The 19,514-nt window shown below is 72.0% G+C and carries 14 protein-coding genes and 1 pseudogene; 5 read left to right on the plus strand and 10 right to left on the minus strand.

All coding sequences use genetic code 11. The features are described 5' to 3' along the window. A pseudogene (locus ABZ260_RS05570) lies at nt 1-183 on the plus strand (hypothetical protein); the annotation flags it as partial. On the opposite strand, the gene ABZ260_RS05575 reads toward ABZ260_RS05570, so the two are convergent. The 6 genes from ABZ260_RS05575 to ABZ260_RS05600 are packed head-to-tail and all read right to left on the minus strand — an operon-like array spanning nt 122 to nt 10,644. After that, entirely contained in the window at nt 122-802 is a 681-nt protein-coding gene (locus tag ABZ260_RS05575; protein WP_355613329.1) for a DUF6875 domain-containing protein, read from the minus strand. The pseudogene ABZ260_RS05570 and the gene ABZ260_RS05575 sit on opposite strands and share 62 nt — an antisense overlap. Then, entirely contained in the window at nt 796-2,199 is a 1,404-nt protein-coding gene (locus ABZ260_RS05580) for an NAD(P)/FAD-dependent oxidoreductase (RefSeq protein ID WP_355613331.1), read from the minus strand. Before ABZ260_RS05580 ends, ABZ260_RS05575 begins: the two co-directional genes overlap by 7 nt. Next, entirely contained in the window at nt 2,196-3,227 is a 1,032-nt protein-coding gene (locus tag ABZ260_RS05585) for a methyltransferase (RefSeq protein ID WP_355613333.1), read from the minus strand. The genes ABZ260_RS05580 and ABZ260_RS05585 overlap by 4 nt, the downstream gene beginning before the upstream one ends. Next, a complete protein-coding gene (locus ABZ260_RS05590) occupies nt 3,205-4,656 on the minus strand; it encodes an MFS transporter (protein ID WP_355613335.1) in 1,452 nt (483 codons plus the stop codon). The genes ABZ260_RS05585 and ABZ260_RS05590 overlap by 23 nt, the downstream gene beginning before the upstream one ends. Further along, nucleotides 4,649-9,145: an amino acid adenylation domain-containing protein gene (locus tag ABZ260_RS05595; RefSeq protein WP_355613337.1), complete on the minus strand. Its 4,497-nt coding sequence runs from the start codon at nt 9,143-9,145 to the stop codon at nt 4,649-4,651. Before ABZ260_RS05595 ends, ABZ260_RS05590 begins: the two co-directional genes overlap by 8 nt. Continuing rightward, a complete protein-coding gene (locus ABZ260_RS05600; RefSeq protein WP_355613339.1) occupies nt 9,142-10,644 on the minus strand; it encodes a condensation domain-containing protein in 1,503 nt (500 codons plus the stop codon). The genes ABZ260_RS05595 and ABZ260_RS05600 overlap by 4 nt, the downstream gene beginning before the upstream one ends. Before the next feature lie 180 nt (nt 10,645-10,824). On the opposite strand from ABZ260_RS05600, the gene ABZ260_RS05605 reads away from it, so the two are divergent. Next, nucleotides 10,825-12,345 carry a glycoside hydrolase family 3 N-terminal domain-containing protein gene (locus ABZ260_RS05605; protein ID WP_355613341.1) on the plus strand — a complete coding sequence of 507 codons (1,521 nt, stop codon included), beginning with the start codon at nt 10,825-10,827 and terminating at the stop codon, nt 12,343-12,345. Nucleotides 12,346-12,479: 134 nt separating this feature from the next. On the opposite strand, the gene ABZ260_RS05610 is transcribed toward ABZ260_RS05605, so the two are convergent. The 3 genes from ABZ260_RS05610 to ABZ260_RS05620 all read right to left on the minus strand — a co-directional run bounded on the left by ABZ260_RS05610 (nt 12,480) and on the right by ABZ260_RS05620 (nt 15,814). Beyond that, a complete protein-coding gene (locus tag ABZ260_RS05610) occupies nt 12,480-13,181 on the minus strand; it encodes a PIG-L family deacetylase (protein WP_355613343.1) in 702 nt (233 codons plus the stop codon). Next, nucleotides 13,178-14,332, minus strand: a complete 1,155-nt coding sequence (locus tag ABZ260_RS05615) for a hypothetical protein (protein WP_355613345.1) — start codon at nt 14,330-14,332, stop codon at nt 13,178-13,180. The genes ABZ260_RS05610 and ABZ260_RS05615 overlap by 4 nt, the downstream gene beginning before the upstream one ends. Nucleotides 14,333-14,635: 303 nt before the next feature. After that, on the minus strand, nt 14,636-15,814 hold the full coding sequence (locus tag ABZ260_RS05620) for an ROK family transcriptional regulator (protein WP_350913087.1): 1,179 nt from the start codon (nt 15,812-15,814) through the stop codon (nt 14,636-14,638). 360 nt (nt 15,815-16,174) lie between these two features. On the opposite strand from ABZ260_RS05620, the gene ABZ260_RS05625 reads away from it, so the two are divergent. The 3 genes from ABZ260_RS05625 (at nt 16,175) to ABZ260_RS05635 (ending at nt 19,167) form a co-directional block, all read left to right on the plus strand. Then, a complete protein-coding gene (locus ABZ260_RS05625; RefSeq protein ID WP_355613347.1) occupies nt 16,175-17,827 on the plus strand; it encodes a condensation domain-containing protein in 1,653 nt (550 codons plus the stop codon). Nucleotides 17,828-17,847: 20 nt separating this feature from the next. Continuing rightward, nucleotides 17,848-18,297 carry an Rrf2 family transcriptional regulator gene (locus tag ABZ260_RS05630; protein ID WP_326637143.1) on the plus strand — a complete coding sequence of 150 codons (450 nt, stop codon included), beginning with the start codon at nt 17,848-17,850 and terminating at the stop codon, nt 18,295-18,297. Between the two features lie 78 nt (nt 18,298-18,375). Beyond that, nucleotides 18,376-19,167 (plus strand): DNA-formamidopyrimidine glycosylase family protein, encoded by a 792-nt coding sequence (locus ABZ260_RS05635; protein ID WP_355613349.1) that lies wholly within the window; start codon nt 18,376-18,378, stop codon nt 19,165-19,167. On the opposite strand, the gene ABZ260_RS05640 is transcribed toward ABZ260_RS05635, so the two are convergent. Continuing rightward, a complete protein-coding gene (locus ABZ260_RS05640) occupies nt 19,164-19,511 on the minus strand; it encodes a helix-turn-helix transcriptional regulator (RefSeq protein WP_030904158.1) in 348 nt (115 codons plus the stop codon). The genes ABZ260_RS05635 and ABZ260_RS05640 overlap by 4 nt on opposite strands. Between the last annotated feature and the right edge of the window lie 3 nt (nt 19,512-19,514).

Below are 19,514 nucleotides of genomic sequence, written 5' to 3' on the forward strand. Positions count from 1 at the left end.
TGGGACCTGATCGTCAACCAGCTCAACCACGAGCGGGTCACGCTCGGCCCGGCGGGCAACATCGCGCACACCTACGACCGGTTCCTGGCCTGGGCGCGGGGGGCGGGCCGCGTCCTCGTTCTCAGGACGCGTTCGCGGGCACCAGTCCGTAGCGGTCGGCGACGGCCTGGATCTCGGCCCTGAGCGCGGCCGGCTGGCGATCACCGAAGCGTTCCAGGTAGGCCGCGACCTGCTCGGGATCGTCGCGCAGGAAAGGGAAGTCGGTGGGGACCATGTGCCGGATCGCCAGCAACGGGACCGGGCTGCCCAGCGGAAGGAAGGAGGGGTTCCACAGTCCCGCCTTGGGCGGCGGGCCAGGGTAGAACTCCCCGATCATCAACCCCTCGGAGACGTAGCGCGACTTGAGCGCCTCCTGGGCGTGGTCGATCACCGCCGCCGCCTCGGTCTCCGGCAGGTCGGGGAAGAGCACCAGGATCGTGCGGTACTGCGGGGACAGCCCATGCGGCACGGGCAGCCCGGGGAACCAGTCGCGGTAGCCGGTGAGCGCCTCGGCCGCCTCGGCCCCGCCGGGCCGCCCGGGGCGGACCGCGAGGTAGAAGGTGCCGCGTTCCAGCGCGGTCTGGGCGTACGGGCAGACGGGGCCCTTCCTGCCCAGTTCCTCATGGGGACGGCAGAGATACTCCCGCGCCCAGGTGACGACCTTTCTGAGCGAGGTGCGGTGGCGCAGGACCAGATCGTGGTCACCGTCCAGATCGGCGGTCTCCAACAGGACGCGGGAGGGGTCCGCGGGATCGGTCAGCATGGTGGTTCGCCCTTCCGGGTGTTTCGCTGTGCGAGGCGTACGAGACGTGCGAGGCCGGTGCGATCCGAGCGGGGTGCGGGGCCCGCACCACGGGCGGCGCGGAGGACCGCCGGCAGCGCGGCGGCCAGCCCGGCGACGGCCGCCGCCACCCCTGCCCGGCGCAGCAGCGTGTCCTGCCGCCGGGCGCGGGCGAGCGCGTCGGCGTACGGGACCGTGGTGTGGGAGATCATCGTGTAGAGCGGGACCCACCGCCCCGGGAGCACCCTGGCGAGCAGCAGGTCCGCTTTCTTGCCCAGGAGGTGCAGCGGGGAGCGGAGCCGGTCGCGCAGTTCCACGAAGTTCTGCTTGGACAGCTCGTCCAGCACGTCGGTGTGCGGTTTGCGCAGCCGCTGGTATTCGGCGAAGGCGGCCCCGAGGTCGGTGGGATGGTCGCCGACACAGCGGTCGAGAACCGTGCAGTCCTCCAGCGCCGAGTTCATGCCCTGGCCGTAGAAGGGGTAGACGGCGTGGCAGGCGTCGCCGATGAGTGCCACCCGGCCCCGATGGTGCCAGGGCGAGGTACGGATCGACACCAGGTGCCCCACCGGGTGCTCCGCGTACTCCTTGGCCAGGTGCGGCATCAGGTCGAGCGTGTCGGGGAACCACTCCCGGAAGAACTCCTCGGGGGCGGTGATCTCATCGAACCGCTCGGCGGGCAGGAAGAGCGTGCCGGTGAGCGAGTTGTCCCGGTTGGGATGGGCGACGATGAGTGCGTTCTCACCCGGCCAGACGTGCAGGGCCTCCAGCCTGGTCCTGGCGGAGCCGTCGTCGGCGGCGGGGATGGTCAGCTCCTTGTACCCCCACTGGAGGAACTCCTGATGGTGGTCGGCCCGCAGCCCGTGCTGCATATGCGCCCGCACCTGCGAGAACGCGCCGTCCGCGCCGATCACCGCGTCCCCGGAGACGCTGCTCGTGGCCCCGGTCTCCTCCTGTACGAGGCGCGCGGTCGCCGTCTCTCGGTCCAGACCGACCAGCCGGTGCCGGAAGTGGAAGGTCACCCCCGGCTGAGCCTCGGCGTGGTCGATGAGCGTGGTGATCAGGTCACGGCGCAGGACGGAGTGGAGGATCTCGCCCTCGTGGGCGCCGTAGGGCTGGAACGGCACCGCGCCGCCGGGCAGGTGGATGGCCCGGCCGCGCATCGGGACGGTGAGCGGCCGTAGCGTGTCCATCAGGCCGATGTCGGTGAGCGCCGCGATGCCCCTGGCGGACAGGCCGAGGTTGATCGACCTGCTCTCGTCCTCGTCGAGCAGCCGGGGATCGGCCCGCCGCTCGTAGACCTCCACCCGGAACCCGCGTCCGGCCAGGTAGCAGGCCAGGAGCGTGCCCGCGGGGCCCGCTCCGACAATGATGATCTTCATGTGGCCTCCAGTCGGGCGACCAGCAGTTCGTTGGGACCGTCGGCGGGGCGCCGCTCGATCCGGCCGAATCCGGCGCCGGACAGCCAGGCGGCGATCTCCGCGAAGGAGTGGATCCTGCCGCCCTGGGTGGCCGCGAGGTTGAGGCTGAAGGCCCGGATGAACGCCTCGGTCGTCGCGGGCGTGCCCTCGGGCAGATCGGCGAAGGTCTCCAGCACGATCACCGCGCCGCCGGGGCTCAACGCGCCCGCCACCCTCTTGAACAGCGCCCGGTTGGCCGCCTCGTCGAAACCGTGGCAGAGGTTGAACAGCAGCGCGGTGTCGTGCCCGGCACCGAGGTCGGCGTCGGCCAGGTCGCCGGGGAGCAGGGTGACGCGGTCGCGCAGCCCGGCCGCATCGATCCTGGCCCGGCCGCCCTCCAGGGCGTTCGGCAGGTCGACGATCGTCGCGGTGAGCCCGGGGTGCGCCTGGCAGAACGCGATGCTGTAGCGGGCGTGCCCGCCGCCGATGTCGAGCAGGCGCTCCCCGGGGTGGGGCGCGCTCGCGGCGACCAGCGGGGCGAGCCCGGCGGCCATCCCGTCCAGCATGGTCTGGAACTCGGCCAGCGTCTGCGGCCGGCCCTCAAGCCAGGCGTAGAAGTCGACCTGAGGGGCGCCGGTGCGGACCGACTCTTCCAGGCCGTCCCAGAGTTCGGCCAGCACGTCCTGCCAGAAGGCCAGGGTGGGGGCGTAGCTCCACGGGTTCCGCCGATCCAGGGTGCTCACCGCCATCGGGCTGTTGGCGTACGCCCGGCCGGGTGCCCGGTCGAGATAGCCGAAGGAGGCGAGCGCCTCCAGCAGCACGGTGAGTCCCGCCAGGTCGGTGCCCGTCCTGGCCGCCAGGTCCACCGCGCCGAGGGGGCCCGGCATGAGCGCCTCGAAGACCCCCAGGCGCTGGGCGGCCCCCGCCGCCCGGAACGCCATCGCGCCGATCAGGTCGAGATGGGGGCCCGGCGCCCCGCGGAGTTCTTCAGGGTCGAGATAGAGCGGCATCGCTGTCTCCTTTCGCGACGTCGGTTTCCAAGTCGGCTTCCAGGCCGGTTCCCGGGCCGCGTTCGGCGGCGGGTTCCGAGCCGGCTTCCGCACCGCTTTCCGTGACGGGTTTCGGGGTGGGTTCCGGAGGGGCGTGCACGTCCTCGGCGTCGGGCAGCTCGGACTCCACCTTCCGCAGGCGGGGCTGGAGATAGGCGAGCGGTGCGAGCAGCACCAGGCACAGGCCCGTGATCAGGAAGATCGCCGCGATGCCCCGCCCCTCGCCCGTGCCGATCATCGCGCCGAGGGTCCCGGAGAGCGCCCCACCGGGGGCGAGCATCGGCTCGAAGACCCGGTCGGCCAGCGGCCCCGCGGCCAGGTAGGTGAGCACCGTGGCGGTCTGGGTGAGCACGCGGACCGTGCTGAGGACCCGGCCCAGGGCCGCGGGGTCGGTCTTGATCTGCAGTACGGTCATCCCGGTGCCCTGCACGAACGGCAGCGTGAACAGGAACGCGGGCGCCACCACCGCGATCAGCCAGGGCGAGGCCGCGAGGCTGTGCAGGGCGAGCAGCGCCCCTCCCACGGCGACGAACACCGCGACGCCGCGCACTCGCCGCCTCGGCCCGCCCCACGCGCTCAGCACGAGTCCCCCGGCGAAGACCCCGGCGCCGCCCGCGAACATCAGCGCCCCCAGCACCGCCGCCGACCCGAACGACAGGATCAGCGGCTGGACCAGCACCCCGGACATCCCGAAGAACAGGTTGTACGCGGCCAGCATCATGACCAGCTGGAACAGCCCTCGCCTGGCCCGCAGGTAGCGCCAGCCGAACAGCAGGTCCCCGCGGAGCGGCTCCGGCGCGGCCGAGGCGCCGGGGCGGGTGACCTCGCGCGGCAGTCGCACGGCGAACATGACGACCCGCGTGACCAGGAAGGTGACCAGGTCGATGACGACCACGCCGGTGACGCCGACGGTCACCAGGAGCGTTCCCGCCAGCAGCGGAGCCGCGATCTTCACCGAGTCTGCCACCTGCATCAGGCCGTTGGCCCGGCCCAGGTGCCGCTGCGGCATGACCAGCGGCATCAGCGCGTGGTACGCGGCCATGTGGAAGGTCCCGAAGACGGCCCCGGCCGCCGTGATCACGTAGACGTGCCATACCTCCAGCGAGCCGTGCGCGAGCAGCACCACGAGGACCACGGTGACCACGGCGGCTCCGGCGTCGGCGGCCATCAGCATCCGCCTGCGGTCCCACCGATCGGCCAGCGCCCCGGCGAGCGGGGAGAGCAACACCTCGGGCAGTACCGCGCACAGCATGATGAGCACGAACTCGGTGGCCGACCCGTTGCGCTGGTAGACCCAGACACCCAGCACGAACCCCGTCAGGCTCGACCCGATGATCGACAGCAGCTGCGCCGCCCAGATGACGGCGAACCGGCGTATCCCGTCATGCACGGCAACCACCCACGAGGACGCCGGTGCGGATGTGGTCGTCCAGGTAGAGATCGAGCAGTTTCCCGTCCGCCGGAGGGCAGACCAGCCCCGCGGCGGCGAGGATCCGCTCGGTGGCCGAGCAGTCGAAGGACGGGCCGGCGAGCGTGTCGTACTCGGCGAAGAACGCCGGGTAGGGGGCGATCGGCAGGTCGTCGCCGACCTCCAGCCGGTCGCGGACCAGCCGCCGCCATCGTCCCGCCGGCATGAGCCGTACCGGGAAGCCGTGCTCGCGCAGGCCCTCGGCCAGCTCTTTCGAGGTCAGCACGCGCGGGTTGTGGTAGTGGAAGTCGCCGACGGCCCGGCTCCGCGCCAGGTGCACGATCGCCGAGGCGACGTGGTCGACCGGGGCCATGTCGATCCGCTCCCCTTCCGGCACCGCGCCAAGGCGGGCACACGTGGCGAAGAACCGGCCGAGGAAGTCGCCCGGCACCGACCTGCCGGTGCGGCTGTCGGCGGAGACCCGGGCCGGGCGATGGACAGTGATCGGCAGCCCGGTCTCCCTGGCGGCGCCCGCGAGCCGGTCGGCGACCCACTTGCTCTGGTCGTAGCCCAGGTGCAGCGGGCCGGGATCCGGCAGCGGATCGCGCTCCCTGACCGTGCGCTCCCCGGGTGTCAGGTGCACGCCGAGCGTCGAGACCAGGTGGACGGGGGTGGTGACGCGGCCGGACGCGGCCAGCCGCAGGATCTCCAGGACGGCGTCCACGTTCGCCCGGCGCAGCCGCCGGTAGGGCAGGGCGAAGTTGACCAGGGCCCCGTTGTGCACGACGAGGTCGGCCGAGTCCGCCAGCTCCGCGAACCGGTCGGCGGGCAGGCCGAGGCCCGGCAGGTCGAGGTCCCCGGCGTGCGGGACGATCCGGCCGCCGAAGCGCTCGTCCCAGAGCCCGTACCTGTCGAGGTTGTCGCGCAGCCGCCCGGCCGGGGTGTCTCCCCTGACCAGGCAGTGGATCTCGGCCTCGGTGGTGCTCAGCAGCCCGGCGAGCAGGTATGCGCCGAGGAAGCCGGTGGCGCCGGTGAGCAGCACCCGGCGCGGCGGCCCCCCGGGGACCGGCGCTCCGGTGTACGCGATGTCGCCGGGCAGGACCGCCTCCGCGTACAGATCCACGGCGGCCGGCGCCCAGCCATCTGTCCGGGCCGCCCCCTCGCCCTCGGCGTGGCCGGGCGCCCCGTCCGGGAGGCCGATCCGCTCGTCCACGGCGGCGGCCAGCTCGGCCAGGTCGGTCGCGGCGAAGAGCGCGGTCATCGGGACCGTCACCCCCAGCTCCGCGGCGATCCTGGAGACGATCCGCGGGGCCAGCAGCGAGTGCCCGCCGAGATCGAAGAAGTTGTCCCCGCGACCGGGGTCCGCCTTGAGCGCGTCGGCCCAGATCGTGGCGATGATCTGCTCGGTACCCTCCCTCGGCGGCTCGTACGGCGGGGCCTCGCCGTCCGCATCCGGCTCGGGCAGCGCCCGGAAGTCGACCTTGCCGTGCGAGGTCAGCGGAAGCTCGGGAAGCATGACGACCGTGCCGGGCATCATGTAGCCGGGAAGCCTCCCGGCGAGGAACGTGCGCAGCTCGGCGACGGTGAGCCGGTCCCCCACCAGATAGGCGATCAGCCGCCGGGCATCGGCGGTGACCACGGCCTCGCGGACGCCTGGGTGGGCCAGGCAGGCCGCCTCGACCTCTCCCGGCTCGATCCGGTTACCGTGGATCTTCACCTGCCGGTCGGTGCGCCCCAGGAACTCCAGGTTCCCGTCGGGCCGGCGTCTGCCCAGGTCACCCGTGGCGTACATCCTCGTCCCCGCCCGGGGCGAGAACGGGTCGGGCAGGAAGCGCTCGGCGGTCTGCCCGGGGCGGCCCAGGTAGCCGTGGGCCAGGCACTCACCGCCGATGTGGATCTCGCCGGGTACCCCGATCGGGGCCGGGTTGCCGTGGCGGTCGAGCACGTGGACGCGGGTGTGCGGAAGCGGGACGCCGATCGGCAGGTGTGTGGCCGCGCCCAACTCGGCGCCGTCGACCGTGCGGTACGAGGTGGCGCAGACGGTCGCCTCGGTCGGGCCGTAGTGGTTGTGGAACGCGACCCGGCCGCCGGTCAGCGCGGCCCAGGCGCGCAGGCGTTCCAGCGGCACGCTCTCGCCGCCGACCATCATCGTGGTGATCGGGGCGGCGACCTCGTCCAGTTCCTCCACCCACTGCTGCCAGAGCGCCGAGGCGGTGTCGACCATGGTGATCGAGTGCTCTGCGCACAGGGCGGCGAGGGCTGGGCCGGTCAGCGAGGCGGGAGCGGGGTGCAGCACCAGCGCGGCACCGCTGATCAGGGCGGGGAAGACGTCCCCCGCCGAGGCATCGAAGCTGAGCGGCGGGACCATCAGCACCCGCTCCCCGGGGCCGAACCCGTGCAGGTCCCTGAACGACGTGGCCAGGTGGGAGAGCGTACGGTGGCCGACGACGACCCCCTTGGGCCGCCCGGTGGACCCGGAGGTGTAGATCACGTAGGCGGCCCGGTCGGGGTGCCCGGCAGTATGCTCGCGAACCACTGCCTTTCCGGCTGTCCTTCCGGCCGCCCAGAAGGCGAGGTCGGTCCGGCTGACGACCGGCCCGGTGAACCCGGCGAGTTCGGCTCCGTCCGCGATCACTGCGGCCGCACCGGAGTCGGCCAGCAGGTACGCCAGCCGCTCGGCGGGCTGCGCCGGGTCGAGCGGCACGTAGGCGGCGCCCGCCTTGAGGACGCCCAGCAGCGCCACGATCGCCTGGGGCCCGGCGGGCAACGCCAGCGCGACCCGCGCCTCCCCGCGCCCGGCGGTGTCATACCTCACCGACCGCTCCAGCAGCGGGCGGAGCCGGTCGGCGACGGCATCCGAGGCGCGGTCGAGCTCACCGTAGGTGAGAACCTCGGTACCGGTCCCGCCTGGAACGGCGGGGGCGATGACGGCGGGAGCGCCGGGGGTACGGGCGGCCTGCCGGGTGATCAGGCGATCGAGGAACGGTTCCGCCGGATCGCCCAGGAACGGGACCGCCGAATTCCGGCCCGGGGTGTCGCCGAGCACGATCGCGAGCTCGTCGGCGGGCAGGATCTCCAGCCGCGACAGGCGGCGGCCCGGATCGGAGACGATCGAGCCGAACAGCGTCTCCAGCTGGGCGCCCATCCGCTCCACCGTGGACCTGTCGAACAGGCCGGTGTTGTAGGCGAACATCAGCTGGACGTGCGTGGGATAGACGATCACGTCCAGCGCGAGGTCGAACTTGGCCACGGCCAGGCCCGACGCCACCGGCTCGGTGCGGATGCCGTCGAGGTTGAGCGATCCGGCGTCCGGATTGCCCAGCATCAGCATCGTCTGGAACACGGGAGTCCTGGCCGGGTCGCGGTCGACGCGCAGCTCGCTCACCACCCGCTCGAACGGCACCTCAGCGTGGCCGTACATGGTGAAGGCGCGCCGACGTACTCGCTTGAGCGTCTCGCGGAAGGTCGGGTCGCCCGCCAGGTCGGCGCGGAGGGCGAGGGTGTTGATGAAGACGCCGAAGACCTGCTCGAACTCCTCCTCCGCGCGACCCGCGATGGGAGTGCCGACGCAGAAGTCCTCCTGACCGGTGTAGCGGGAGAGCAGCACTTGGTAGGCGGCCAGCAGGGCCATGAACGGCGTGCACCGCTCGGCCCGCGCCATCTCGGTGATCTCCCGCCACAGCTCCAGTGGGATCCGGCGGATCACCAGGTCGCCTTCTGTGGTCCGCACGGCCGGGCGCGGCCGGTCGGTGGGCAGTTCCAGCACCGGAACGCCGTCGAGTTCGCGCACCACTGCGGCGACGTCCGCCGGATGCTCGCGCTGCCTGCGCACGTAGGCGGCGTACTGCAGTGCGGGAGGCGGAAGTGGTGACGGCAGCCGGAGGGTGAAGGCCGTGTACAGCGACACCAGCTCCCCGAACATGACCTGCTCGATCGACCAGGCGTCCCCGGCGATGTGGTGCACGACGACCAGCAGGACGTGCTCGTCGGACCCGGTACGCACCAGGCTCGCCCGCAACAGCGGCCCGGCGACCAGGTCGAACGGCCGGTTGCTCCGCTCGGCGAGCAGCACCTCCAGCGCCCGTTCCCGTTCCTGCTCCCGCGACGCTCCCGCGCCCCCGCTCCACGGCTCGCCCGTGCTCCCACCCGGCGAACCGTGCGGCGGCCCGTCCAGGCTGCCGTCCGTTCCTCGCTCAGGCGTCCCGTACGACGGCTCGCCGGTCAGGTCGAGCCTCTCCATGACCAGCGGCGCGGGATCCAGGACCACCGCGGCCGGGGAGCCCCCCACCTCGGGGAAGACGGTTCGCAGCGCCTCGTGCCTGGCCACGACCTCGCCCAGCGCCCGCTCCAGGGCGTCGGCGTCGAGCGGCCCCATGAGCCGCTCGCAGACGATCATGTTGTACGTCCCGTCCCCGGGAGTGAGCCGGTCCAGGAACCACAGGCGCTCCTGGGCGTACGAGAGCGTGCTCACGCGACCTCTCCCCGCAGACGCGTGACCTCCTCGGCGACGCCGGCGATGGTGGGTTTGTCGAAGAAGACGTCCAGGGAGACCTCCACGCCGAGCCTGCGGCGGGTCCTGGCGATGATCTGGGTGATGGTCAGCGAGTGCCCGCCAAGGTCGTAGAGGTCCTCGTCCAGCCCGATGTCGTCGAGGCGGAGGATCTCCTGCCAGATTTCTCGCACCTGCGCGGTGACCGGATCCTCCCCGGCGGAGGACTCCGTCACGTTGCCGGGGGCCGGGACGAACAGGTCGGTCACGGGAGGCTCCTCTTGAGGCTGGGGATGGGGTGGTGGTTCCGCCAGATCCGCGACCTTCACACGGGGTTCCGCGGAGATGGCGCGCAGCAGCGCGCGCAGGTGACCCGCGATCCGGGACACGTCGTCGTGACCGATCGCGGCGGGGTTGAAGCGGAGGCCGATGGTGAGGCTCAGCCCGGCGTCCACGGCCTGGATGTGCAATGCGCCGTGGGCGGCCCCGTTGAAGACCGTCCACTCCACGCCCACCCCGACACCGGGGAACTCGGGGACGGCCGCCCTCCTGCGGTAACTGAGCAGGACCGGCGAGGAGGGCGGCTCCGGGGGCGCGTGCCGGAACCGGTACATCGCGCGGAGCTCAGCCTGAACCGTACGCAGGTAGCCGGGAAACTCCTCGTCGAGGCCGGGGTGCGGGACGAACGGCACCCGCGCCACGAACGGGCCGATGCGATCGCGCGTCTCGCGCGTGCGGGTGCCGAGGTCGAGGGCGAGTGGCGACCCGGAGGTGCCGTACCGGCGCAGCAGCACGCCCACGGCCGCCAGCAGCAGCTCGAACCTGGTCGCGCCGAGCGCTGTGGCGGCCTCGGTGAGGGCCCCGGACTCCGCGCCGCCGAGCACCATCTCGACGATCTCCCCGGGACCGGTGCCGCGCGGGACGGCGCGCAGGCCGGGCAGGACCAGCTCCACGGGCTCGCGGTCGCGCTCCTTCCAGAACTCCTCGGCGCCGTCGGGCGGTGCCTGGGAAGCCCCGCCGTCCACTCCGGAGCCGCCACGACGGCCCATCGGCGCGGACGGCGTGCCCGGCGAGGAGCTGCACGGCGGCGGGATCGGGCCGGACTGCGACGTCGGGCCGGGCAGGGTGGCCCGCGAGAAGTAGGCATCGGCCAGGTCGCGGATCAGGGCGTCCTTGGAGTCCGCGTCGAACACCCGCGCGTGCGCCGTGAAGAGCAGCCTGACGCGCTCAGGTCCCACCGTGACCAGCGTGAACCGGGCGAGCGGGCCGCGCTCCAGGTCGAACGGGCGAGCGGCCTCGGCCATGGCGACCTCGGGGTAACGCTCGGGGGTCGACTCCGTACGGGTGACCCTGACACGGCCGAGCACCGGATGCCTGCCGGCCACGGCGGCGCACGCGCCCAGCAGCGCCGGAACATCGACGGGACCGTTCAGATGAAGTGCCAGCGGGATTCCCCGCAGGTCGAAGGGGGCGTGCGACATCCTGTCCGTCTCCCTCGTGGGTGACTTACTTCGGGCAGGCGCCGGGGCATGACTCACCCTGACAGACAATTCCGACAAGCAACTATTAGGAAAGTTTCCTATTTATTTAGGCAACCCGAATGCTACACATGTGGTACGCCTGAGACAAGCGACTTGCCATGAACCGACCTGGAGGCGTTGATGATCGTTCGCGGTGGCCGGAGGAGCGGGCCGAACGGCGCGAGCCCCGAACTGGCCGAGCTTGCCGACACCGTGCTGCAACCCGGATTCGTGGGCGTGGAGGTGCCCGACTGGCTGCGGAGGCGCCTCGCCGAGGGGCTCGGAGGGGTTGCGCTCTACTCCCGGAATCTTGTGAACAGCGAGCAGACCAGGGCGCTGACCGCCGCACTGCGCGCGGAGAACCCGGACGTGGTGATCGCCACTGACGAGGAGGCGGGCGACGTCACCCGGCTGGAGGCGCTCACCGGCAGCTCGCGTCCTGGAAACCTCGCGCTCGGCGCGGTGGACGATCCCGAGCTGACCAAACGGGTCGCCCGCGAGGTCGGGCTGGACATGGCCGCCGCAGGCATCACTCTCAACTACGCCCCCGTGGTCGACGTCAACTCCGACCTGGACAATCCCGTCGTCGGCACCCGCGCGTTCGGCGCCGACCCCTGGCTGGTCGCCCGGCACGCCGGCGCCTGGGTCACCGGCCTCCAGTCCGCGGGGGTGGCAGCCTGCGCCAAACACTTCCCCGGCCACGGCGCCACCGCCGTCGACTCGCACGATGACCTGCCGACCGTCGCCTACTCGGCCGAGGATCTCGCCGCCACCACGCTCCCGCCCTACCGTGCCGCCATCGAGGCCGGGGTGCGGGCCGTGATGACCGGTCACCTGCTCGTCCCCGCCTACGACCCCGACCTCCCCGCCACCATGAGCGGCCGCATCCTGGTCGGGCTGCTCAGGGAGGAACTGGGCTTCGACGGTCTGATCGTGACCGACGGCGTGGAGATGCCCTCGGTCGCCGAGCGGTACGGCGTGACCGGGGCGGCGGTCCGCGCCCTCGCCGCCGGGGCCGACGCGATCTGCGTGGGCGGCGAGCGTAAGGGACCAGGGGTGGTCGGGTTCATGCGCAACGCCATCATGGGCGCGGTGGCCGACGGGACCCTTCCCGAGGAACGCCTGGCCGAGGCCGCCTCCCGGGTCCGCCGCCTGGCCGCCTGGTCGGCGGAGCAGCGCCAGGCGGCCGGCGAGACGGGCCGGACGGGAGAGCCCGCGGGGCTCGCCGCGGCCAGGCGTGCCCTGCGGGTCCGCGGCGACGGGCTCCCGCTGCCCGCCGCGCCCCAGGTGATCGAATTCGTCTCCGAGACGAACATCGCCGTCGACCGCGCCACCCCGTGGGGCGTCGCCTCACCACTGGCCGCGCTGCTACCGGGTACGACGGCTCTGCGGCTCGGCTCCGGCGACACGGTCCCACCGCCCTCCGACGGGCGTCCGCTGGTGATCGTGGTACGCGACGCCCACCGGCACGCCTGGGTCTCCGACCGCCTGGGCGCCCTGCTGTCACGGCGCCCCGACGCGATCGTGGTGGAGATGGGCCTGCCAGGTCCTGCCACTCCGGGCGCCACCCACATCACCACCCACGGCGCGACCACCGCCTCGGGCCAGGCCGCCGCCGAACTCCTTTCGGGCCGCCTCCCGCTCCCTGCCACCGGCCACTGACCTCTGCGGGAACACCGTCCGCCTCCGGTGCACGGTCGCGCGGAACCCGATTCACCGGGAGGCGTGACCTCCGGTGAGTGCGGCGGGTGCCTCCCGGACGGGACCGACGGATCCTGTCGAGGACCCGAGGCCGGTCAGCGGCCGAGGACCCACACCAGCTCGTGCTGGAGGGGGCCGGGCATCGCAAGGAACTCCCCATAGTCGCAGGCGAGCGGCGCGATCTGCGAGGCGTACGCCAGGACGGCGCGCCGCTTGAGCGTCCACTCGTCCCCGTCCAGACGCAGCCGCGGCCCTTCCCTGAGGCGGTACCGCTCGGCGAGCGCTCGGACCGGCGGCCTGGCCGCCAGGGCCTCCTCGGCCGCCGGGCGCCCCCACTCGCGTACGGCGGCGGCGTAGGGGAGGTCGGCGTAGACCCAGGGCTCCAGGGTTTCGACCTTCTCCAGTACGTCGAGCGCCCGGTCGCGTACGACCTCGTGATCGGCGTTGCCGATCCCCATTGGGACCAGCACGCGCGTGCGCGGGGTGACGTGCTCGATGAGGAACGCCACCAGATCGTCCAGCGGGAGCCGGGCCGCTGGAAGGTCCGGATTGTCCAGAACCACCTGGTCGACCCCGAGGATCTCGCACGCCCGCGCGTCCTCGGCCCGCCGCTCCCGCGCCGTCTCCTCCGCCGAGGCGAACCCGCACAGCCGGTCCCACGCCGAGAGTGCCTCACCGGCCGCGCCGCCCAGAGCCGTGACGATCACCGCGTTCTCCCCACGCCGGGCGAGCAGTCCCGCCACCGACAGCACCGCGTCGTCGAAGTGCGGCGAGACCACGATCGTCTCCCAGCTCATCGCCTCCGCCCCATCCTGGCCAGGACGAGACCACGGCTGCCCCGTTTGCGCAGGTAGGCGAGGCCATCGCAGACGGACTCCAGTGTCGGCGGAGCGAGCTCGACGCGCTCGGCGACCCGCCAGGTGGACTGCTCGCGCAGCCAGGGCCAGACCCGCTCGTTGAGCTGGCCGGTCTCCAGCGCGACGAGGACCAGATCGGTCGGCAGCCGGTCGAGGAGCGCCAGTTCCTGGTCGTAGTAGAGCATCTCGGCAAGCAGGTACGCGGCCGCCGGACGCTCCCCGTGGGCGGCAAGATCCTCCAGGCTGTCCGCGAGCACCTCCACCCCCGGCTCCGCCCGCTCGGCCAGGCGGGCGCGGAAGCCCGCGTTGGGCTCGGTCGCCTGGACCTGGTATCCCTTCGCCGCCAGCCGCCGGGTGAGCTCGCCCTGGCATGCCCCGACCTCCACGATCGGCCCGTCCTGCGGGGAACACCAGCGGGCAGTCCACGCGGCGGTCGCGTCCAGCCGTTCGGCCTCGTAGGCCGAACGCCCGAACTCCCACGGATCGTCGGCCACCGCGGCGTCGTCCCCGAGGCTGGAGATCAGCGCGTAGAGGCGGTTGGCCTGCGCGGCGCTCGCGGTGAAGAACCTCTCGACGGCCGGAACCCGGTCCGTGGTGACGAGCCGGTCGGCCACCCGGCTGCACAGTAGCCCACCGGCGCGCCGGTTGATGAAATCGATCTTCACCTCGGCCTCGGCGCCGGTGATCGCGGTCACCGTACCGGGGATCGTCTGCAGGAACGGATTGTCGCCGACCGAGCAGGTCACGGCCGGTAAGGACAGCGAGGAGACGGCACGGGAGACGATCCAGCCGAACCTGGCCCGGCGGATGCGGTGGTCGGCGGGCGAGTGGGTCCAGATCTCGCCGGGCGCCTCGCCGAGCAGGGCCGCCACGTCGGCGGGAGCGGGCAGATCCGCGGTGTTGCCCCCGGGGTCCACCATGGGTCCGAGCAGTTCCAGGCGCTCCCGCAGGGACAACCCTCCCGGCAGGGTCACGCTCGCCCTCGCCTGCCCGACAACCACCAGGACATCCTGGCCGGCGTGGTCCCGCAGGACGGAGACGAACTCCAGGGCGATGTCCTCGGCATGCAGCACGGCGATGACAGCAGTCATTCGTCCCCATCCCCGATCACGGAAAGATGTCTTTTTCATGACATTTCCGCGCCAGCATAGAGGATCTTGCCCGCCGCGCAACGACCATTCGCCCAGAAGGATCCCCTACCCCACCGGCCCGGGATCCAGGGCTCCGGGATTCCGGGCGGGGACTCGAAGCAGGGAACTTCAAGCCGGAGCTCCGGACTCCGGACCAGGGTCTCCGGGCCGGGGGCTCCGGACCGGGGCCCCCGGCTCAGGCTCAGAACCACGGATTCAGGGCCACGGATTCAGGGCCACGGATCCAGGGCCACGGACCCAGGCTCAGGAGGCGAAGATCTCCTCCCGGGCCTGCTCCAGGGCCGCTATGACGGCCCCGCGCAGCACCGGGTTGCCGGTCACCTCGCTGGCCACCACCTGCGGCCGGACCGGGCAGCTCCTGGCCACCGCCTCCTCGATCCTGAAGGTGAGCGCGTCACCTCCGGCCGTACTGACCTCGCCGGCGAGCACCACGAGCCCGGGGTCGAGCACGACGCACACCGACGCCACGCCCAGCGCCAGCCGCCCGGCGATGTCGTTGATCAGAGGCTCTCCCCGCTCCCCCGCCGCGACCGCCGCCGCGACACACTCGGCGGCGCTCTCCCCCTCGAAGCCGTACGTCGCGGCGAGTTCGGCGACCGCCTCGGCGCTGACCAGGGACTGCAGGCCACCAGCGAGCGACGGCAGCCTGCCGGGCACGGCCCGCACGTCCTCGGCCAGCGGCACGCCGGGCACCGGCAGGTAGCCGATCTCACCCGCGCTGCCGGACCGGCCGCGGTGCAGCCGCCCGCCGAGCACGACACCGAGGCCGATGCCGCGGCCCACCCACAGGAGCACGAAGTCGTCGACCTCGCGGGCGGCACCCAGGGTGCGCTCGGCGATGGCGACGAGGTTCACGTCGTTCTCTATCCTGACGTCACGGCGCAGGTCGCGGGCGAGCGCCTCGTGGATGCCCTCGTGCCAGCCCGGCAGGTCGAAGGAGAACCGCACGTCGCCGGTGCGGGGGTCGACCACGCCCGGAGTGCCGATGACGACCGCGCGCAGCTTGGAGAGCGCGACCTTGGCGGACCGGCAGGCCTTGACCACCCCGCTGTGCACCAGAGCGACCGGATCCTCATGCCCGTTCGGCGCCACCCGCACTTCGGCGACGATCTCCCCATGGATATCCGCGATGGCGGTCGTGACGAATTCCGGGCCGACATCCAGGCCCGCCACATAGGCCGAGGAGGAAATAATCCCATAAAGCGCGGCATTAGGCCCGCGGCCCCCCGCCTGCTCCCCCGCCACCTCCACCAGGCCGCGCCCTTCCAGACGGGCGAGCGTCTGGGACGCCGTCACCTTGGAAAGACCCGTGAGCTCCCCGATCTGCCCCCGCGTCAGCGGCCCGGAGGCGAGCAACAGCTCCAGGGCGGCCCTGTCGTTGATCTCCCTCAATAGCCTGGGCACGCCAGGACGTCGCTCCATACGCATGCTCTCTTGTTCGCCGCTTCCCCGTCGCAATCACATTCAAGCAAGAATAACGGTTCTATTCATTAATAAGACTTCCTGATAGTTTAGCCCGGCGTAGGCCCGGCGGAGGTGCACGAGGGTCCCCCGCCACGCCGCGGCCCCGCCTACCGCCCCGTCCTCCAGGATGGCCCCCTCCGGTTCTCGCGTGCCGCCCGCACACCGTCGCCCAGGAGTCGGCGAACCACCGCGAATCCAGAAAATCAAGGGCTTGCGACGTCGACACGGCGCGTGGAACACTCCCGGAAACGGTAAAGGTTCTTTTCAGTAAGCCCCTGGCCGACCGGTGACGAGGCAGGTCTCGACATGGATACCGTCATGAGCATCGCGGCCGACTACACGGGGCCACAGGCCCGGCAGGGGCCCGTGACCATGGGCCAGGCCAACATGGCGCGTTGCGTGCTCCGCGACCCGCCGCTGCACATGAACTTCCGCGTCACCAGGCGCCTCCCCGGGAGAAGGTCCCTGCCCGCCGTCGCCGAGGCGATCGGGCGGCTGCTCTCCCGGCACGAGGGACTGCGGGCCACCATCCACTCCGGCGTCCAGGTCGTGGCCGGTTCCGGCTCGCTGCCCGTCGGGGTGCACAGTGCCGGGACCGGCCTTGCGGACGAGGTCGCCGAGGATGTGGGCCTGCGAATGCAGGGCACCCGGTTCGATCTGGAGGGCGAGCTTCCGATCCGGGTCGCCGTGATCACCGAGGGCGAGGACCCTCGCCTGGTGGTGTTCGTCCTGCCCCACACCTCGGTCGACGCCATCGGCCTGGCCACCCTCATGAGGGAGTGGGAGCGCCTGATCCGGGGAATCGCCGTACCGGCGCCGTACCCGATGCAACCACTGGACCTCGCGGCCGCCGAGAGCACCCCCGCGGCCCTGCGCCGGACCGAGGCGGCGCTGCGGTACTGGGAGAGCGGCCTGCGGCGGGCACCGCAGTCGATGTTCACGGTCGACGAGAGCGCCGACGCCGACGCGATCCGCCCCCGGTTGCGGGTCCGCTCGGCGCCGGCGGCCAAGGCGCTGGGAGCCATCGCGAGCCGCACGGGGGCCAGCCGCTCGGCGATCACACTCGCCGCGCTGGGCGTCCTGATCGGCCTGTGGAACACGCAGCGAACCTGCGTGATCGCGTCGCTGGCGAGCAACCGGGTACGGCCCGAGCTGCGCGACTACGTCGGGCCGCTGGCCCAGGACGCGCTGATCACCGCGGAGCTGGACGCCCCCACCTTCGACGAGGCCGTCCGCCGCTTCCGCGGCGCCTCCCTCTCCGCGTACCAGCACAGCCGTTTCGACTCCACCGCGCTCTGGGAGGTGATCGAGGCGGTCAACGCCGAGCGGGGTGTGAACTTCGCCCGTGACTGCGTCTTCAACGACATGAGCGGTGTCACCGCCTCCGAGCCGGAACCGGCGCCCGCCGCCGAGGTCGAGTGCGACTGGCTGCCGGAGGCCTCGCTTCCCGCACACCTCGCGCTCTGGGCCAACCGGCTGGAGGAGGTGGTGGATCTGACGCTCTGGATCGATCCGCGAGTGATGAGCCGGGAGCAGGCGGAGGGCTTCGGGACCGGGCTCGCCCGGCTCCTGATCGCGGCCGGAGACGGGGATGTCCAAGCTTGCGACATTACGAATATATCGGGAATTTCGCCTATCGAGCGTGATGCGGACTGGATCTACACCGACTCCTGCTGGGTGAGCCTCCGCGCAGTGGAGCGGCTCGTCGGTGAGGCGGTCCAGGGAAGGCCCCATCTCGTGGCACGCACTCCGGACGGGCTTCTGACCTGCCACGTCACCTCAGGAACCGCCGAGGAGATCCACGCGGCCTGCCTCGCCCTGCTGCCGGGCCGCACCTCCGCGATGGCCCCCCACCGCTACGTCGTGCACGCGCCGGGACCCACCGGCGCGTCGCCGTACGGCCCCGTCCTCACCGAGGGCGACGGACGCCGTTCGACCTCTCAGTGGACCTCGCGCGTAAGTAACCAATAGCAGGCGGGATAATCGGTTACATGCGCCTATCCGCTCGTGTCGACTATGCCCTCCGTGCCGCCGCCGAACTCGCCGCCGCAGGTGATGGCCCCACCACGGTAGGGGAGCTGGCCAAAGAGCAGGACATGCCTCCCAAGTATCTTGAGAACATCCTGCTCCAAATGCGCCGCGCCGGGCTGGTCCGCGGCCAGCGTGGCCCCGAGGGGGGCTACGTGCTGGCCCGCCCGCCCGCCGAGATCAGCCTGGCCGATGTGATCCGTGCCGTTGACGGCCCGCTTGCCAACGTCAGAGGGGAGCGGCCCGAGCACGTCGGCTACCGGGGTCCCGCCGAGTCGCTGCAGCAGGTCTGGATCGCGCTGCGCGCCAGTGAGCGGGCGATCCTGGAAGAGGTCACGCTTGAGAACGTGGCCACCGGGGCCCTTCCCGAGCGGGTTCGCAGCCTGTCCGCCGATCCCGCGGCCTGGGACTGACCGTGCCGCCCGCGACGTCCCCCGTGATCGTGCCGGTACCGCCCAGCCGCGGCCGGCACGTGTCTCCCGGCGGGTGCCATGCCCGAGGGTGACGTCGTCCACCAGGCCGCACTGCGGCTCTGCCGGGCACTCGACGGGCGGACGCTGACCCGCTCGGACTTCCGTGTGCCGCGCCACTCCACGGCCGATCTCACCGGGCGTGCGGTGCTGGAGACCGTCTCACGCGGCAAACACCTGCTCACCCGCGTCGAAGGTGACCTGACCGTCCACACCCATCTGAGGATGGACGGGAGCTGGCAGATCTCGCCCTCGGGACGGGGACTGCCCCGGGGCGACGTCGTCCGCCTGGTGCTGGCCAACGCGGAGTGGCAGGCGGTGGGGTTCCGGCTGGGCATGGTCGACCTGGTCCGAGCCGAGGAGGAGGGGCGACTCGTCGGGCATCTCGGACCCGACCTGCTCGGAGAGGACTGGGACGAGGCCGAAGCCGTACGGCGGCTGGCGCGGCGGCCTGAGACGAGCATCGGGGTCGCGCTGCTCGATCAGCGCAACCTGGCGGGAATCGGCACCATCTATCGCGCCGAGACGCTTTTTCTCACCGGGGTGTGGCCGTGGCGACCGGTGGGTGCGGTAAAGGATCTGGAGGCGATCGTTTCGCTCGCGCGACGGTTGATGGACGCGAACAAGGAGCGCCCGAGCAGGACCACGACGGGCGACCTCCGTCCGGGACGGGGCACCTGGGTCTACGGCAGGGCCGGGCGGCCTTGCCTGCGCTGCGGGCATCGGATCAGTCGCGGGGAGATGGGTGCACAGCCGCAGGAACGGCTGATCGTCTGGTGCCGTCACTGCCAGCCGGAAGAACCGACCGGCTAGGCGGCGACCATGTCGTTGACCTCGGGGAAGACGGAATCAGGCACGGTCTCGGGAATCGGCAGACGCTCCCGCTCGGGGACATCGCCCGCCAGCACCGGAGCGTGCTGGAGTTCGGCCAACGCGAACTGGTCGGAGACCTCACGGAGAACCTGTGAAAGCGGCACGCCCAGGGCACCGCAAATCGACGCGAGCAGCTCTGAAGAGGCCTCCTTCTGCCCACGCTCCACCTCGGACAAGTAGCCAAGAGAAACCCGAGCCAGTGTGGACACCTCACGCAGGGTGCGACTCTGCCGCACCCTCAGCCGCCGCAGCACGTCACCGAGCAGCTGACGCAGCAGGACCATCTG

This window comes from Streptosporangium sp. NPDC006013 (genome assembly GCF_040614275.1).
In the GTDB taxonomy this organism is placed as follows: Bacteria; Actinomycetota; Actinomycetes; order Streptosporangiales; family Streptosporangiaceae; genus Streptosporangium.

Bases quoted from the DNA above. Each gene is read 5' to 3' on its own strand.
- ABZ260_RS05600 (WP_355613339.1), bottom strand. From the start codon at position 10,644: ATGTCGCACGCCCCCTTCGACCTGCGGGGAATCCCGCTGGCACTTCAT.
- ABZ260_RS05580 (WP_355613331.1), bottom strand. From the start codon at position 2,199: ATGAAGATCATCATTGTCGGAGCGGGCCCCGCGGGCACGCTCCTGGCC.
- ABZ260_RS05625 (WP_355613347.1), top strand. From the start codon at position 16,175: ATGAGCATCGCGGCCGACTACACGGGGCCACAGGCCCGGCAGGGGCCC.
- ABZ260_RS05630 (WP_326637143.1), top strand. From the start codon at position 17,848: ATGCGCCTATCCGCTCGTGTCGACTATGCCCTCCGTGCCGCCGCCGAA.
- ABZ260_RS05635 (WP_355613349.1), top strand. From the start codon at position 18,376: ATGCCCGAGGGTGACGTCGTCCACCAGGCCGCACTGCGGCTCTGCCGG.
- ABZ260_RS05640 (WP_030904158.1), bottom strand. From the start codon at position 19,511: ATGGTCCTGCTGCGTCAGCTGCTCGGTGACGTGCTGCGGCGGCTGAGG.
- ABZ260_RS05605 (WP_355613341.1), top strand. From the start codon at position 10,825: ATGATCGTTCGCGGTGGCCGGAGGAGCGGGCCGAACGGCGCGAGCCCC.
- ABZ260_RS05610 (WP_355613343.1), bottom strand. From the start codon at position 13,181: ATGAGCTGGGAGACGATCGTGGTCTCGCCGCACTTCGACGACGCGGTG.
- ABZ260_RS05620 (WP_350913087.1), bottom strand. From the start codon at position 15,814: ATGGAGCGACGTCCTGGCGTGCCCAGGCTATTGAGGGAGATCAACGAC.
- ABZ260_RS05585 (WP_355613333.1), bottom strand. From the start codon at position 3,227: ATGCCGCTCTATCTCGACCCTGAAGAACTCCGCGGGGCGCCGGGCCCC.
- ABZ260_RS05615 (WP_355613345.1), bottom strand. From the start codon at position 14,332: ATGACTGCTGTCATCGCCGTGCTGCATGCCGAGGACATCGCCCTGGAG.
- ABZ260_RS05575 (WP_355613329.1), bottom strand. From the start codon at position 802: ATGCTGACCGATCCCGCGGACCCCTCCCGCGTCCTGTTGGAGACCGCC.